Genomic DNA, 13,977 nt, shown 5'->3' with positions numbered 1-13,977 from the left:
CCGGGGGGGGGGCTCTCCCTCTTTCCTGTCCTTTGGGGCCCCCCCCCCCACCCACCCAACGTCCCTGGAGTCTTCCGCATGAAGCGCACGCTCGTCCTAGCCGCCGCCCTGGCCGCTGCTCTTCCGTTCTCCGCCCTGGCCCACAAGGCCTGGCTGCTGCCCTCGCAGACCGTGATCGCCGGCAACGCGCCGTGGATCACCGTCGATGGCGCCGTGTCCAACGACCTGTTCTATTTCAACCACGTGCCGCTGCGCCTGGAATCGCTGGTGATCACCGCGCCGGACGGCAGCACCGTGCAGCCGCAGAACGCGGCCACCGGCAAGTACCGCAGCGTGTTCGACATCGAACTGAAGCAGCAGGGCACCTACCGCATCGCCTCGGTGAACGATGGCCTGTTCGCCACCTACGAACTGAACGGCGAACGCAAGCGCTGGCGCGGCACCGCCGCCACCTTCGGCGAACTGCCCAAGGATGCGAAGAAGCTGGAAGTAAGCCAGTCGGTGGGCCGGGTGGAAACCTTCGTCACCAACGGCGCGCCGAACGACACCGCGCTGAAGCCGACCAACCGTGGCATCGAGCTGGTGGCCATCGGCCACCCCAATGATCTGTTCGCCGGTGAGCAATCGACCTTCCGCGTGCTGGTCGATGGCAAGCCGGCCGCCGGCCTGGACTTCGAGATCGTGCGCGGTGCCACCCGCTACCGCAATGCGCAGGACGAACTGAAGGTGACCAGCGACGCCAAGGGCGAGATCAAGGTGACCTGGCCGGAAGCCGGCATGTACTGGCTGGAAACCGGCACCGAGGACAACAAGACATCGGTGAAGCAGGCCGCCAAGCGCCGCCTGAGCTACGTCGCTACGCTGGAAGTCCTGCCGCAGTAACCGAACCGCGGCGGTGCCTGGTTGTCCCCGGTACCGCCGCCTGCCCGCCTGACATGACCGATACCTCGCTCGACATCGCCCGCCTGGGTGGCACCACCATGGGCACCACCTGGAGCGTTTCGCTGGTGGCGCCGCGCCAGCGCGACCTGCATCCGTTGCATGCCGGCATCCAGGCCCGCCTGGACGATGTGGTCGCGCAGATGAGCACGTGGGAACCCGGTTCCGACCTGAGCCGCTACAACCGCGCGCCGGCGGGCCAGTACTGCGTGCTGCCGGCCGAAACCCGCCACGTGCTGGCGTGTGCGCAGGCCATCGCCGCCGCCAGCGACGGTGCCTTCGATCCCACGGTGGGCCCGCTGGTGGCGCTGTGGGGCTTCGGCGCGCATGCCGGTCCACGCGCCCTGCCCAGCACCGATGTCCTGCAGGCCACGCGCGCGCGCTGCGGCTGGCAGCGCCTGCAGTGGCAGGGCGACGCGCTGCTGCAACCAGGCGGACTGGAACTGGACCTGTCGGCGATCGCCAAGGGTTTCGGTGTGGATCATGTCGCGGCGTGGCTGCGCAGCCAGCAGATCGATGCGGCACTGATCGAAGTGGGCGGCGAACTGGCCGGCTATGGCCACAAGCCGGATGGGCGGACATGGCGCGTGCTGGTGGAATCGGCGCCGGAAGAAGATGCCGCCAGCAAGCTTCCACCGCGCGTGCTCGCGCTGCACGGCAAAGCGGTGGCCACCTCGGGCGACCGCTGGCACCAGTACAGCGCCGACGGCCAGGCTTACAGCCACAGCCTGGACCCGCGCACCGGCATGCCGGTACGCCAGGTCGCCGCGGCCGTGACCGTGGTGGCCGACGACGCCATGCATGCCGATGCCTGGGCCACCGCGCTCACCGTGCTGGGCCAGGCCGCCGGCATGGCGCTGGCCGAGCGCGAGGGGCTGGCCGTGCGTTATCTGCTGCGCAGTACCGGCGGCCCACAGGAACATCTGAGCAGCGCCTTCCAGCGCCTGCTGGACGAGCAGGCCGCATGAGCCGCCGTCCCTCGCGCGCACTGCTGGGAAATCTACTGGTGCTGGCGCTGCTGGCCGTGGCCGCCATTGCCCTGCTGCGCCTGCACCTGGGGGAAACCTGGTGGCAGGGTGCCCCGACGCCGCGCCATTGGCATGCCGCACTGATCGCCCTGGTGCTGTACGCGCTGGCGTGCACGGCGGTGTGGTGGCGCGGCCGCCGCCGCGACGACCGCATCGCCGATGGTGCCGCACCCTTGCTGCTGGTCTGGTCCAGCCAGACCGGCTTCGCCCGCGAGCTGGCCGAACGCAGCGCCGAGGCCCTGCGCGCGGCCGGGCTGCCAGTGCGCCTGCGCGGCCTGCATGAAGTGGATGGCACCCTGCTGGCCGACAGCACCCGTGTGCTGTTCATTGCCAGTACCACCGGTGAAGGTGATGCGCCCGACCATGCCCTGCCCTTCCTGCGCAGCACGATGAGCGCCTCGCCCGCACTGGGCCACCTGCACTACGGCGTGCTGGCGCTGGGTGACCGCAGCTATGGGCACTTCTGCGCCTTCGGTCACCAGCTCGATACGTGGTTGCGCCAGCACGGTGCCCATCCGATGTTCGATGTGGTCGAGGTCGACAATGCCGACCCGGCCGCACTGCGCCACTGGCAGCAGTTGCTGGGGCAGATCGGCGGCGGTGCCAGCGAACTGCCCGACTGGAGCCCGGCCGAATATCAGCCGTGGACGCTGCTTCAGCGCGCGCACCTCAATCCGGGCAGCCTGGGCGGGCCGGTGTACTGGCTGCGCCTGCAGCCGCCGGCGGGCAGCGATGCGCCGTGGCAGGCCGGCGACATCGCCGAAGTTGGCCCGCAGCACGCCGCGCACAGCACGCGCGACTGGCTGCAATCGAACGGCTTCGATCCGGCCCTGGAGCTGGACGACGGACAGACCCTGCTCGACCGCGTTGCGCGTTCGCACCTGCCCAACCTGGTGGCACCCGGCGACCTGCCCGGCCTGCTGGCGGCACTGCAGCCGCTGCCGCATCGTGAGTACTCCATCGCATCGGTGATGGCCGACGGTGCGCTGGAACTGCTGCTGCGCCGCCAGCTGCGTGCCGACGGTACAGCGGGTATCGGCAGTGGCTGGCTGTGCGACCACGCCGCCATCGGCGAACCGGTGCAGCTGCGCCTGCGCCGCAACGACAACTTCCATGGCGTGGCCGCCGACGTGCCCCTGCTGCTGATCGGCAACGGCACCGGCATCGCCGGCCTGCGCGCGCACCTGCACGAACGTGCCCGTGCCGGCGCGCAGCTCACCTGGCTGCTGTTCGGCGAACGCTCGGCGGCCCACGATTTCCACTTCGGCGACGAACTGCAGGCCATGCAGGGCAATGGCACGCTGCAGCGGCTGGATACTGTGTTCAGCCGTGATGGCGGCGCGCACCGCTACGTACAGGACCGGCTGCTGGCCGAAGCGGCAACGCTGCGGCAGTGGGTCGATGAAGGCGCCACGATCCTGGTCTGCGGCAGCCTGCAGGGCATGGCCCCGGCAGTGGATGCGGTGATCGAGCAGGTGCTGGGTGCCGAAGGCAAGGAAGCACTGCTGCTGGCCGGCCGCTACCGTCGCGACGTGTATTGAGGGGTCGGATCCCTTTCCGCAGGAAAGGGCTCTGACCCCATCCACACATGGCCCGGCGTTACCCGGCGCTCGTTACCCGTATCGCCAACAACTCACCACCGCCCTGCAACGCGTGGCGCTGGCGCTCACCGGCGGCCAACCATGCGGTATCCCCGGCCTGCAGCGGCGGCAGCCCGCTGTCGGCGCCGAAGTCGGCATGCCCGGCCAGCAGGTACAGCGCCCAGGCCACGCCCGGTTCGCAGAAGAAGAACATCGATCCCACCAGTGGCCGGTGCAGCAGCTCGGCCTGCAGCACATCGCGCTTCCACATCAGGTTGAAATCGTGGGTGGGGCCATCCACCAGTTCCCCCTGCAACGTCTGCTCGCCTGCAAAGCGCACGCGCCCGTGCGGCGGCAGCACATCGGCCACACGGCCATCTTCGAAGCGCAACCGCACGCCGTTGCCATGCAGCAGCACCAGTTCGCGCTCCACACCGGGAAACGCCGAAAACGCAGCATCCTGCTCGATCTCGGCCACCGACAGGCGCAGCGCCCAGTCATCGCCGTGCGCCGGCAGGCGCAGGATCTCGCGGGTCCAGCCCAGACCGTTGCGCCAGCGTTCGCGGCGGTAGTCCAGGCTGGAAATCACCTGGCTCGGGGTGTGCAGCGGGGAATCGGTGTCCATGCCCCGCATTGTAGGTGCGTGTGTCAGCTCGCGCCGCCACAGCTGCCGTCCAGCAGCTTGGAATGCTTCAGCCAGTCCGGATCGGGGTAGTAGGCAAACACCAGGGCGCCACCGCGCAGCGAATCGATCAGCGGCCGCGACACCGACAGCCGCACCGCCGGGCAGCCCAGGCTGCGGCCCAGCCGCCCCTGCAGCCGCGCCACGGTCGGGTTCACGTAGGGCGCGCCGTGGATCACGATCGCGCGATCACGGGCCAGGTCGTTGTAGCCCGGCTCCAGCCCATCCAGGCGCAGCGAATAACCGTTGCCGCCCATGTAGGTCTCCTTCGCAGTGAAGGCCCCGATGCTGGACATGAAACTGCCATCGCGGTTGGAGAAATGTTCGGTGCGGTTGCCACCGCTGTTGCGCCCGTGCGCCACCCACTCCTCGAACAGCAGGCGCTGGCGTGCCAGGTCGAACACCCACAGCCGCTGCTCGGTGGACGGCCGCGAGTAATCGATCACCGCCAGCCGTTCGCCGCTGACGCCCAGCTCGGGGCGCTGCAGGGAACAACGCAACGCCGTTGCCGCCAGCTTCAGTACCTGGCGGTCGGCATTGGGCGCGGTGCGTGCCAGCAGCGCGGTCAGGTCTTCGGTGCTGGTGGTGGCCGCCGCCGGCGGTGTGGCGGCAGAGGTTGCACCGGCCAGGATCGCCAGCAGGCCGCCAGCGGCCCGCCAGCACGTGCGTGAAACGTTCATGGGTGACGGCAATCTGCTCAGGACTTCTTCGACGTGGGCGCGGCCGGTTCCGATTCCAACACCGGCTGCATGCCCGATTCAGCCGCGCTTGGGCGTACCGCCGGCAGCGAGGTCACCAGCAGGGTCGTGCCGGGCACCAGCACCTGGTACAGCTGGTGGGCGAAATCGGCTGGCAGCGCCATTGGCAGCGAGGGCGTGGCCAGCAGGTCCGGCGTGGCCTGTGCGCTGTCCTGGCCCAGCAGCGGATACGCGGTCCACTGGTGCAAGCGCTGCTGTGCATCCAGCGGGCTGGGGGTATCGCTGTAGCCCTGCCCCATCACGAACAGCGTGGTGCCCTGGAACGCCGGCAACGCGTCGGCACGCAGCGGCGATTCGCCGATCATCACCCCATCGCGCAGCACATACAGGCGCTGGTCCTGCAGGCTGACCAGGATGCCGACCTGGCCGGCAGGCGCGGCGGCATCGTTCCACCACGCCGCGGCAGCGCTGCCTGCTTCGCCGTCCGGCAGCGCCTGGCCCTTGGCATTCACCGGCGCCAGCACGGCCGGGTAAGCCAACGTCATCGGCGCGCTCTTGGCATCGGCCACTACCACCGTGTCGCCGCGCTGGGTGGCACTGAACAGTTTCTGCGCGAAGGCCTGCGGCAGGCGCACGCAGCCGTGCGAGGCCGGGTGACCGGGCAGGCTGCCGCCGTGCAGGGCAATGCCGTCCCAGGTCAGCCGCTGCATGTAGGGCATGGGCGCGCTGTTGTAGAGGTTGGAGCGGTGGTCCTTGTCCTTCTGCAGGATGGTGAACACACCGGTGGGCGTTTCGTGCCCGGTCTTGCCCGAGCTGATCGTGCTCAGCCCGATCGCGATGCCGTTGCGGTACACATAGGCGCGCTGCTCATCCAGGCTGACCACCAGCACGATCGGGCCGGACGGTGAGATTTCCGGGTGCCACAGATATTCGCCGGGCTTAAGATCGGTCGGCCCGCGCACCTCGGCGCTGGTCGTAGCCGTTGCAGCGGCAGGCGTGGACGCGCTGACCGCACCGGTGGCGCAGGCCAGGGCAAGCGCCAACGGCAACGCAAGACGATGAAGGAACATCCGGTGGCTCCATTCCATGGGGAGCCCCCACGCTACACCATCGCCACGTCGTGGCCGTGCGCAGAAAAAGAAATTGCCCGGCGACACCACCATGTGTCGTACCGGGCAATCGTCACGTCCCTGTCGGCCTGCTGCCATTCCCCGCGTCCTGCGGTATGGGAATGGTGCGTCCTGCACGCGGCCGCGTCTGTCCTGTTTGTATCTCAGCCCCTTCCACAGGTCTGTGATGCCACCATCCTGGTGATTGGTGTCGCCTCCGTGCGACGGTCGGTGGTCACGGCCTTCCTGTCCGCGACCGGTGAACCCGCCTCCTGCCGGTTCCGACGATCCTGATGTCATCGCCTGGGTACGGTTCGCACCGGTACCGATCCGGGTACCGGATCCGCGGGCAACAACCTGTTGCCGACGGTGATCCGCTGTCGATTCCGTTCAACGATTCCTGTCCCTATCCCCTTCACCTGCGCCAGATCCTCTACGCGGTGAAACGGGCCGTGTGTGCGCCGGTGCTCGACGATTGCCGCAGCCTTCCTGGCCCCGACCATCGACAGTCCCTGCTGCAGCGCCTGGGCATCGGCCCGGTTGATGTCGATGGGCTCGGCGGCTTGCGCCCCCAGCATCCACATTCCCAGCACCAGCGCCCTTAACACGACACTCCAAGGCACGACGTGTATCTCCTTGTGGTTCTGGCCGTCCCGACCGGCAATCCCGTCGGCCGAAACAGTGTCCGTCACCACATGTGCACAGCCTATCGGTTTCACAGATTTCTAAAAGCCAGCCAACTACCCGACGTCGTGTAGGAAAAACCCTACCCCCACCACAGGCGTAGAATGCGCGGATCAGCCATGCAACCGGAGTTTCAGATGGACAGCGCCAAGCTCGGCCAATTCGTCAATGAAAAGTGGGACAGCGAAATCGTCCCGCAGTTGGTCGACTACATCCGCATTCCCAACAAGTCGCCGATGTTCGACGCCAATTGGGTGCAGAACGGCTACATGGAACAGGCGGTCACCCTGATGGAAAACTGGGCCAAGGCCCAGCAGCTGCCCGGCCTGAAGGTCGAAGTGGTCCGCCTGGAAGGCCGTACCCCGCTGATTTTCCTGGAAATTCCGGCCACCGGCGCGGAAACCGGCGACGACACCATCCTGCTCTACGGCCACCTGGACAAGCAGCCGGAAATGACCGGCTGGGACGACGACCTGGGCCCGTGGACCCCGGTGCTGCGCGGTGACAAGCTGTACGGCCGCGGTGGCGCCGATGACGGCTACGCCATCTTCGGCTCGCTGGCCGCCGTGCTGGCCCTGCAGGCCCAGGGCCTGCCGCACGCGCGTTGCGTGGTGCTGATCGAAGCCTGCGAAGAATCGGGCAGCTACGATCTGCCGGCCTACGTCGACCATCTGGCCGACCGCATCGGCAAGCCCTCGCTGGTGGTCTGCCTGGATTCGGGCTGCGCCAACTACGACCAGCTGTGGTGCACCACCTCGCTGCGCGGCCTGACCGGCGGCAACTTCACCGTGAAGGTGCTCAACGAAGGCGTGCATTCCGGCGATGCCTCCGGCGTGATCCCGTCCAGCTTCCGCCTGCTGCGCCAGATCCTGTCGCGCATCGAGGACCAGGACACCGGCCGCATCCTGATCGACGGCATGAACGTGGAGATCCCGGCCGAGCGCCAGGAACAGGCCAAGCGCGCCGCCGAAGTGGTCGATACCGAGATCTTCGAGAAATTCCCGATGGTCGACGGCCTGCGCCCGATGAACGACGACCTGGCCGAGCTGGTACTCAACCGCACCTGGCGCCCGGCCCTGTCGGTCACCGGCATCGGCGGCATGCCGCCGCTGGAATCGGCCGGCAACGTGCTGCGCCCGCAGACCTCGGTGAAGCTGTCGCTGCGCCTGCCGCCCACCGCCGACGGCAAGACCTGCGGCGAACTGCTGAAGGAAGCGCTGCTGCGCGACCCGCCGAACGGCGCCCAGGTCACCCTGGACCTGGAAAAGGCCTCCACCGGCTGGAACGCCCCGGCCATGGCGCCGTGGCTGACCCAGGCCATCGACGATGCCAGCCAGGCCTTCTTCGGCAAGCCGGCCATGTACATGGGCGAAGGCGGCTCGATCCCGTTCATGGGCATGCTGGGCGAGAAGTTCCCGGGCGCCCAGTTCATGATCACCGGCGTGCTTGGCCCGCACTCCAACGCCCACGGCCCGAACGAGTTCCTGCACATTCCGATGGGCAAGAAGGTCACCGCCTGCGTGTCCAAGGTCATCAGCGAACACTACGCTGCCAGCCTGCGCGGCGAGACCAGCGGTTCGCCGGTGGCCGCCGACAGTGGCACCCGCCACGGCGACCACGGCTGCTGCTGATCGCGGCACACCGTGACGGGCGCAGCCTGGCCTTGCTAGGCTGCGTCCACCCCCAGCGGAAACCACGCGCATGAATGGTCTTTTCGGCAGCAGCAGCTGGTTGTACATCCTGCTGGTCGGCTTCTTCGTCGGCCTGCTCGGGCGCTTCTTCATGCCCGGCAACAACCGCATGGGCTGCCTGCTGACCATCGTGCTGGGCATCGTTGGTGCGCTGGTGGCCGGGTGGTTCGGCCAGTACATGGGCTGGTACCGCCCCGGCGAGCCGGCCGGCTTCCTCGGTGCCGTGGTCGGCGCGGTGGCCGTGCTGGCGCTGATGCGCCTGTTCAGCCCACGCCGCTGATCCCCCTTTTCTCTTTCCTGAGCGTGGCGCGCCTGGCGCGCCCGGAACCGCCTGCATGACCGAACCTGCTTCCGATCCCCAGCGCAGCGCGCAGCGCCTGCAGTGGGCCCGCACCCAGCTGGACGACGCCCACGCGGTGGTCGAACGCGCTTCGGTCGATGCCGGCCTGCGCAGCTACTGGCGCATCACCAGCACGCGCGGCAGCCACATCGTGATGGATGCCCCGCCCGGCCTGGAAGATCCGCAGCCCTGGCTGCGCATGCGCGGGCTGCTGCACGACCACGGCCTGCGCGTGCCCGGGCTGCTGGCCCAGGACCTGGACGCCGGCTTCCTGCTGCTGGAAGACCTGGGCGGGCCGACCCTGGCCAAGGTGCTGGACGAACGCAATGCCGACGCCTGGTTCGAGCGCTCGATCGACCAGCTGCTGCGCCTGCAGGCCATTGCCGTACCCGAGGATTTCGGCCACTTCGGTGAGGCCCTGCTGCAGCGCGATGCCGGCCTGTTCGAAGAATGGTTCCTGCAGCGCCACCTGGGCATCACCCTGGACTGTCGCGAAGCCGAAGCATTGCAGCTGGTGCAGCGCCGCCTGATGGACAACGCGCTGGGCCAGGCGCAGCTGATGACCCATCGCGACTACATGCCGCGCAACCTGATGCCGGTGGACGACGGCCCGGCGATCCTCGACTTCCAGGATCTGGTGCGGGGCCCGATTGCCTACGACGCGGTCAGCCTGTTCAAGGACGCTTTCCTGAGCTGGCCGCTGCCGCGCGTGGACGGCTGGCTGGCGCTGTACCACCAGCGCGCGCAGGCGGCCGGCCTGCCGGTGCCCGACCGCGCCACCTTCCTGCGCGATGCCGACTGGATGGGCGTGCAGCGCCACCTGAAGTGCCTGGGCATCTTCAGCCGCCTGCGCTACCGCGACAACAAGGGCCACTACCTGGACGACGTGCCGCGCTTCATCGGCTATCTGGATGAAGTGCTGCCGCGCTACCGCGAACTGGCGCCGCTGCAGCAGCTGCTGGAAACGCGGATCAAGCCGGCGTTGGCCGAACATGCCGCGCCGCTGCGCGTGGCCCGCTGAAGGCGCTGCGATGAAGGCCCTGATCTTTGCCGCCGGCCTGGGCGAGCGCATGCGTCCACTCACCCTGCATACGCCCAAGCCGCTGCTTGCAGTGGCCGGCAAACCGCTGATCGCCTGGCACCTGGAACGCCTGGCGGCGCTGGGCGTACGCGAGGTGGTGGTCAACACCGCCTGGCTGGCCGAGCAGTTCCCGGCCACGCTGGGCGATGGCAGCCAGTGGGGCCTGCGCCTGCACTTCGTGCACGAAGGCGCTACGCCGCTGGAAACCGGGGGCGGCATCCTCAATGCCCTGCCGCAGCTGGGTGATGCACCGTTCCTGGTGGTGAACGGGGATATCTGGACCGATTTCGATTTCGCCACGCTGCCGCGCGAGCCGCAGGGCCAGGCACACCTGGTGCTGGTGGACAACCCTGCGCAGCACCCGCAGGGCGATTACCGGCTGGATGCGCAGGGTCTGCTGCACCACGACCGTGCCGGGCCGTGCCTGACCTATGCCGGCATCGGCGTGTACCGGCCATCGATCGTGGCCGACTGGCGCGCGGTGATCGGCGATGCCGCGGGCAGCGAGCGGGAGCCGCCGAAGTTCTCGGTGGTCCCGCTGCAGAAGCATTTCATGGCGCAGGGATTGATGACAGGACAGCACCATCGCGGGCGCTGGACCGACGTCGGCACGGTCGATCGCCTGCACGCGCTGGACGCGGAGTTGGCCACCAACGGCTGAGCCCCTCGTGGCTGGTCGCCTGATCGGTAGAGTCGAGCTTGCTCGACTGCAAAGCCGCGCCCGGCCTCTGACAGTTTCCGTGGGCGTCCAGCCACGGAAAAGAAAAAGAAAAGCAGAAGCGGGTCGCTTCGCTGCGCTCGCTCATCTGTGTCGACCAAGGTCGACACCTACCAACAGCCGCAGGGAGCTGTCAGAGGCGGGGCGGTGTGGGCTTGCAGGACCGCAGGCGCCATGGATGGCGCCTACGAGCCCCCATGGACGGGTTTACGGCGTGTCCTGCAAGCCCACACCGCCCCGCCTCCCCCCAGGAAGCCGGCCTTTGACGTTGACGTTGACGTTGCTTCAGTCGAGCATGGCTCGACTCTACACGGGTGCAGGGCAGCAGCCCTGCAACAAAAAAACCCCACCCTCAGTAACGCGGGCGGCCTTCTTCCAGCACCTGCCGCAGGAACGGCACCGTGATCCTGCGCTTGGCCGCCAGCGATTCGCGGTCCAGCCAGTCCAGCAGGGTAATCAGCCCACCCAGCTCGCGCCCGGTGTGCGACAGCAGCCACTCGATGGCGGCCTCATCAATGGCCAGCCCACGCCGCAGCGCGCGCTCGCGCAACACCGCCGCGCGGCCTTCTTCGTCCAGCGGCTGCAGCAGCACGCGCACGCACTGGCCCAGCCGCGAACGCAGGTCCGGCAGCAACAACCCCAGCTCGCCCGGCGCCGCCTGCGCGGTGTACAGCACCGTCGCCCCGGCCGCGCGCGCACGGTTGTGGAAATCGAACAGCGCCACCTCGTCCTCGCGGTCGCCGGCCACTGCATCCAGGCCATCCAGGGCGATCAACTCGCGCTGTTCCAGCCCTTCCAGTGCCACCCGCACCCGGCCCGCCACGCTGGCCAGCGGCACGTAGGTCGGCAGCCGGCCCGCCTGTTCGGCGGTCGAACACATGGCCAAAGCCTGGTGGGTCTTGCCGGTGCCGGCCGCGCCTTCCAGGTACACCCAATCGTGGCTGGCGCCCAGCGCGATCGCACGCAGCTGCGCCAGCGCGCCATCCGGCGCGCCGATGAAGGTTTCCAGACGCTGGTCCCGCGGGTAATGCAGGGCCAGCGGAAGTTGCGGCACACCAATCACCTGGGGTCCGGGCCGTTCTCGTAAGGGGTGACGATGATATGGGGCGCATCGACCACGCCATCAAGCACGATGGACGGCTTCTCGCCCGCGTACAGCTCGCTCTGGCGGTAGCGCTGGTGTGCATAGCGCAGCAGCACGTTGCTCACCGCCGCCACCGGCAGCGCCAGCAGCATGCCCAGGAAGCCGAACAGCTGGCCGCCGGCCATCACCGCGAAGATCACCGCCACCGGGTGCAGGCCGATCTTGTCGCCCACGATGCGCGGGGTCAGCACGTAGCTTTCCAGCAGCTGGCCCACGGTGAACACCACGCCCACCAGCAGCAGCAGCTTCAGGTCGATGCCCTGCGCCTGCACCAGCGCGGCCACCACCGCCATCACGATGCCGGTGGTCGCGCCCAGGTAGGGAATGAAGCTGATCAGACCGGCCACCAGGCCGATCAGCAGGCCCAGCTTCAGCCCGACCAGCGACAGGCCGGCGGCGTAGATCACCCCCAGCGCCACCATCACCAGGAACTGGCCGCGGATGAACGCACCCAGCACATCGTTGGATTCGCGCGCCAGGTTGCTGATGGTGCCGATATGGTTGCGCGGAATGACCGAGGCAACACGCTCGACCAGCTTGTCCCAGTCACGCAGGAAGTAGAACGCCAGGATCGGCAGCAGCGCCAGGTTCACCACCCAGGTCACCACGGTGAAGCCCGAGCGCGAGACGTAGCCCATGAACGTGGTGGCGAAGCCGCCGGCCTGCTGCCAGTGGCTGCGCACCCATTCGATCAGGCGATCCGGGTCCATCCACTGCATCACTTCCAGGCCGGTCTTCTGCTCGAACCAGGGAATGCCCTTCTGCATCAGCCACGCCTGCGCCTGCGGCACGGCCGCCACCAGGGTGGTGATCTGGCGCTCGATCATCGGCACCAGCACCAGCATCAGCCCGGTGATCAGCAGGACCATCGCCACGAACACCAGCACCACGCCGGTGTTGCGCGACAGGCCACGGGCCTCCAGCCGATCCACCAGCGGGTCGCCCAGCCAGGCCAGCGCCAAGGCCAGCACGAACGGGGTCAGGATGGGGGCCAGCAGCAACACCACCCAGCCCACCAGCAGGGCCACGGCCACATACTTCAGGCGCCGCAGGAACTGCGCGATTTCCGCCTCCGGGCTCAGGATCATCGCAGGCGGTACTCGTTGCTGACCGGCGGCGCCACCGGCACACCGGTGCTGTCATCCAGCGGGGTGGGCAGCGCCGGCAACGTGGCCGAGGGCACCAGCACGCCGTTGTCGCCCAGCATGCGGTTGAAGCCGGCCAGACCGGTGGTCATTTCCAGGTTCAGTTCCAGATGGTCGGCCGTGGCGCGCAGCGGGGTGACATTGCGCACCACCGGCACTTCGCGCAGGCCCGCGGCCAGGCGCAGGTAATCATCGCTGCCGTTGATGCCGGTCACTACCACGCGGTAGCTGCCGGCCTGGCCGGTGGCCGCGCCCGCCTTGGCGTAGCGCTTCACCAGCGCATCGGCGGCGCCGTCGGCACCGGCGGCCATCGCGCGCATGGCGTTGGCGTCCTTGCTGGTCCACTTGTTCAGTTCACGGCCGTTGTCCACGAACACCCAGTCGGCCTGCCAGCCGCCGTTGGCGCGGTACAGCTTGCCGATCAGCTGCATGGGCGGGGCGTAGCGCGACGAAGCGCGGGCCACCGCGGCACTGTCCTGGCGCCAGATGGCCCCCACCAGCGCCTGTTCGGCCGCGCCACCGCTGGGCAGGCCCAGCTTGTAGCCGCGCTCGATGGCGCGGTTCAGCAGTGGGCGGGCGGCGTTGGCCTGCTGCACGCTTACCAGGCGCGGGCCACTGCCATCGTCCACGGCCATCCAGACCACCGGCTTGGGCCGCGGCTGCGGCCATAGCGGCAGGCCCAGGGCCGAGACCAGCGCATCCACATCGTCTTCGCGGAAGCGCGCGACCAGCAGGGTGCGGTAGCTGGGGGCGCCGCTGGCACCCACGCTCTGGTCCTGCTTGTAGTCGTAGCTGGCCACGTAGTCCTTGGCGTTACGCAGCGCCTGCGCCACGCCGGGGCGGCTCATTGCGCTGCGGTCGCCGGACAGCTTGCCCAGCACCACGCCCAGGGCACGGGCCAGGCCGCCGTTGCGGTCGCCCTCGGCCTGGCTGTTGACCGGGACTTCGGCTTCATAGGCACCGCTGGCGGTAGCAACATCGCCTTCGGTTCGCAGGCCGCTCTGGGCCATCGTGGCCACCGGCAGGCTCAGGGCCAGAAGCAGGGGGAGAAACAGGCTGCGGCGCATCAGGACATCCATTGGCTCGACGTATCCGGGGGGAATTGTTGCCCGAATACGGCCTGTGCGCCAATCCGGCC

The 13,977-nt window shown here is 68.5% G+C and carries 14 protein-coding genes; 7 read left to right on the top strand and 7 right to left on the bottom strand.

Annotated features, from left to right (window positions below; translation table 11 throughout):
* The first annotated feature begins 78 nt into the window (after positions 1 to 78).
* Genes IAE58_RS11080 through IAE58_RS11070 form a run of 3 tightly spaced genes read left to right on the top strand, consistent with a single transcriptional unit; the run spans position 79 to position 3,508 of the window.
* Entirely contained in the window at positions 79 to 882 is an 804-nt protein-coding gene (locus IAE58_RS11080; RefSeq protein WP_199933697.1) for a DUF4198 domain-containing protein, read from the top strand.
* 53 nt (positions 883 to 935) lie between these two features.
* A complete protein-coding gene (locus IAE58_RS11075; RefSeq protein WP_199933698.1) occupies positions 936 to 1,907 on the top strand; it encodes an FAD:protein FMN transferase in 972 nt (323 codons plus the stop codon).
* Complete coding sequence (locus IAE58_RS11070; protein ID WP_199933699.1) at positions 1,904 to 3,508, top strand: sulfite reductase subunit alpha; 1,605 nt, start codon at positions 1,904 to 1,906, stop codon at positions 3,506 to 3,508. Before IAE58_RS11075 ends, IAE58_RS11070 begins: the two co-directional genes overlap by 4 nt.
* 58 nt (positions 3,509 to 3,566) lie before the next feature.
* On the opposite strand, the gene IAE58_RS11065 is transcribed toward IAE58_RS11070, so the two are convergent.
* The 4 genes from IAE58_RS11065 to IAE58_RS11050 all read right to left on the bottom strand — a co-directional run bounded on the left by IAE58_RS11065 (position 3,567) and on the right by IAE58_RS11050 (position 6,728).
* Positions 3,567 to 4,172, bottom strand: a complete 606-nt coding sequence (locus IAE58_RS11065) for a HutD family protein (RefSeq protein WP_199933700.1) — start codon at positions 4,170 to 4,172, stop codon at positions 3,567 to 3,569.
* Between the two features lie 23 nt (positions 4,173 to 4,195).
* On the bottom strand, positions 4,196 to 4,909 hold the full coding sequence (locus IAE58_RS11060; protein ID WP_199933701.1) for a murein L,D-transpeptidase catalytic domain family protein: 714 nt from the start codon (positions 4,907 to 4,909) through the stop codon (positions 4,196 to 4,198).
* A 17-nt stretch (positions 4,910 to 4,926) separates the two neighbouring features.
* Positions 4,927 to 5,997, bottom strand: a complete 1,071-nt coding sequence (locus IAE58_RS11055) for a L,D-transpeptidase (RefSeq protein WP_199933702.1) — start codon at positions 5,995 to 5,997, stop codon at positions 4,927 to 4,929.
* A gap of 335 nt (positions 5,998 to 6,332) precedes the next feature.
* On the bottom strand, positions 6,333 to 6,728 hold the full coding sequence (locus IAE58_RS11050; RefSeq protein ID WP_234412307.1) for a helix-hairpin-helix domain-containing protein: 396 nt from the start codon (positions 6,726 to 6,728) through the stop codon (positions 6,333 to 6,335).
* Positions 6,729 to 6,857: 129 nt separating this feature from the next.
* On the opposite strand from IAE58_RS11050, the gene IAE58_RS11045 reads away from it, so the two are divergent.
* The 4 genes from IAE58_RS11045 (at position 6,858) to murU (ending at position 10,493) form a co-directional block, all read left to right on the top strand.
* On the top strand, positions 6,858 to 8,351 hold the full coding sequence (locus tag IAE58_RS11045) for a M20 family metallopeptidase (RefSeq protein WP_108748823.1): 1,494 nt from the start codon (positions 6,858 to 6,860) through the stop codon (positions 8,349 to 8,351).
* Positions 8,352 to 8,421: 70 nt separating this feature from the next.
* Positions 8,422 to 8,691: a GlsB/YeaQ/YmgE family stress response membrane protein gene (locus IAE58_RS11040; protein ID WP_108748822.1), complete on the top strand. Its 270-nt coding sequence runs from the start codon at positions 8,422 to 8,424 to the stop codon at positions 8,689 to 8,691.
* Positions 8,692 to 8,746: 55 nt separating this feature from the next.
* On the top strand, positions 8,747 to 9,772 hold the full coding sequence (locus tag IAE58_RS11035; RefSeq protein WP_199933703.1) for a phosphotransferase: 1,026 nt from the start codon (positions 8,747 to 8,749) through the stop codon (positions 9,770 to 9,772).
* 10 nt (positions 9,773 to 9,782) lie between these two features.
* Positions 9,783 to 10,493: an N-acetylmuramate alpha-1-phosphate uridylyltransferase MurU gene (murU, locus tag IAE58_RS11030; protein WP_199933704.1), complete on the top strand. Its 711-nt coding sequence runs from the start codon at positions 9,783 to 9,785 to the stop codon at positions 10,491 to 10,493.
* Positions 10,494 to 10,902: 409 nt separating this feature from the next.
* Here the strand turns inward: murU and hda are convergent, their stop codons facing one another.
* From hda to IAE58_RS11015, 3 genes are read right to left on the bottom strand one after another with little or no spacing between them, the layout of a single operon-like run.
* Positions 10,903 to 11,610, bottom strand: a complete 708-nt coding sequence (hda, locus tag IAE58_RS11025) for a DnaA regulatory inactivator Hda (protein WP_108751488.1) — start codon at positions 11,608 to 11,610, stop codon at positions 10,903 to 10,905.
* On the bottom strand, positions 11,610 to 12,782 hold the full coding sequence (locus tag IAE58_RS11020; protein ID WP_199933705.1) for an AI-2E family transporter: 1,173 nt from the start codon (positions 12,780 to 12,782) through the stop codon (positions 11,610 to 11,612). The genes hda and IAE58_RS11020 overlap by 1 nt, the downstream gene beginning before the upstream one ends.
* Positions 12,779 to 13,906, bottom strand: a complete 1,128-nt coding sequence (locus tag IAE58_RS11015; protein ID WP_233614906.1) for a DUF2066 domain-containing protein — start codon at positions 13,904 to 13,906, stop codon at positions 12,779 to 12,781. The genes IAE58_RS11020 and IAE58_RS11015 overlap by 4 nt, the downstream gene beginning before the upstream one ends.
* Between the last annotated feature and the right edge of the window lie 71 nt (positions 13,907 to 13,977).

It is taken from the genome of Stenotrophomonas sp. S49 (genome assembly GCF_016624905.1).
Classification (GTDB): Bacteria; Pseudomonadota; Gammaproteobacteria; order Xanthomonadales; family Xanthomonadaceae; genus Stenotrophomonas.
This window is presented reverse-complemented; position numbering and strand designations above follow the sequence as displayed.

Excerpts from the sequence above, each read along its gene's own strand:
- IAE58_RS11080 (WP_199933697.1), top strand. The coding sequence starts at position 79 with ATGAAGCGCACGCTCGTCCTAGCCGCCGCCCTGGCCGCTGCTCTTCCG.
- IAE58_RS11075 (WP_199933698.1), top strand. The coding sequence starts at position 936 with ATGACCGATACCTCGCTCGACATCGCCCGCCTGGGTGGCACCACCATG.
- IAE58_RS11070 (WP_199933699.1), top strand. The coding sequence starts at position 1,904 with ATGAGCCGCCGTCCCTCGCGCGCACTGCTGGGAAATCTACTGGTGCTG.
- IAE58_RS11065 (WP_199933700.1), bottom strand. The coding sequence starts at position 4,172 with ATGGACACCGATTCCCCGCTGCACACCCCGAGCCAGGTGATTTCCAGC.
- IAE58_RS11060 (WP_199933701.1), bottom strand. The coding sequence starts at position 4,909 with ATGAACGTTTCACGCACGTGCTGGCGGGCCGCTGGCGGCCTGCTGGCG.
- IAE58_RS11055 (WP_199933702.1), bottom strand. The coding sequence starts at position 5,997 with ATGTTCCTTCATCGTCTTGCGTTGCCGTTGGCGCTTGCCCTGGCCTGC.
- IAE58_RS11045 (WP_108748823.1), top strand. The coding sequence starts at position 6,858 with ATGGACAGCGCCAAGCTCGGCCAATTCGTCAATGAAAAGTGGGACAGC.
- IAE58_RS11040 (WP_108748822.1), top strand. The coding sequence starts at position 8,422 with ATGAATGGTCTTTTCGGCAGCAGCAGCTGGTTGTACATCCTGCTGGTC.
- IAE58_RS11035 (WP_199933703.1), top strand. The coding sequence starts at position 8,747 with ATGACCGAACCTGCTTCCGATCCCCAGCGCAGCGCGCAGCGCCTGCAG.
- murU (WP_199933704.1), top strand. The coding sequence starts at position 9,783 with ATGAAGGCCCTGATCTTTGCCGCCGGCCTGGGCGAGCGCATGCGTCCA.
- IAE58_RS11020 (WP_199933705.1), bottom strand. The coding sequence starts at position 12,782 with ATGATCCTGAGCCCGGAGGCGGAAATCGCGCAGTTCCTGCGGCGCCTG.
- IAE58_RS11015 (WP_233614906.1), bottom strand. The coding sequence starts at position 13,906 with ATGCGCCGCAGCCTGTTTCTCCCCCTGCTTCTGGCCCTGAGCCTGCCG.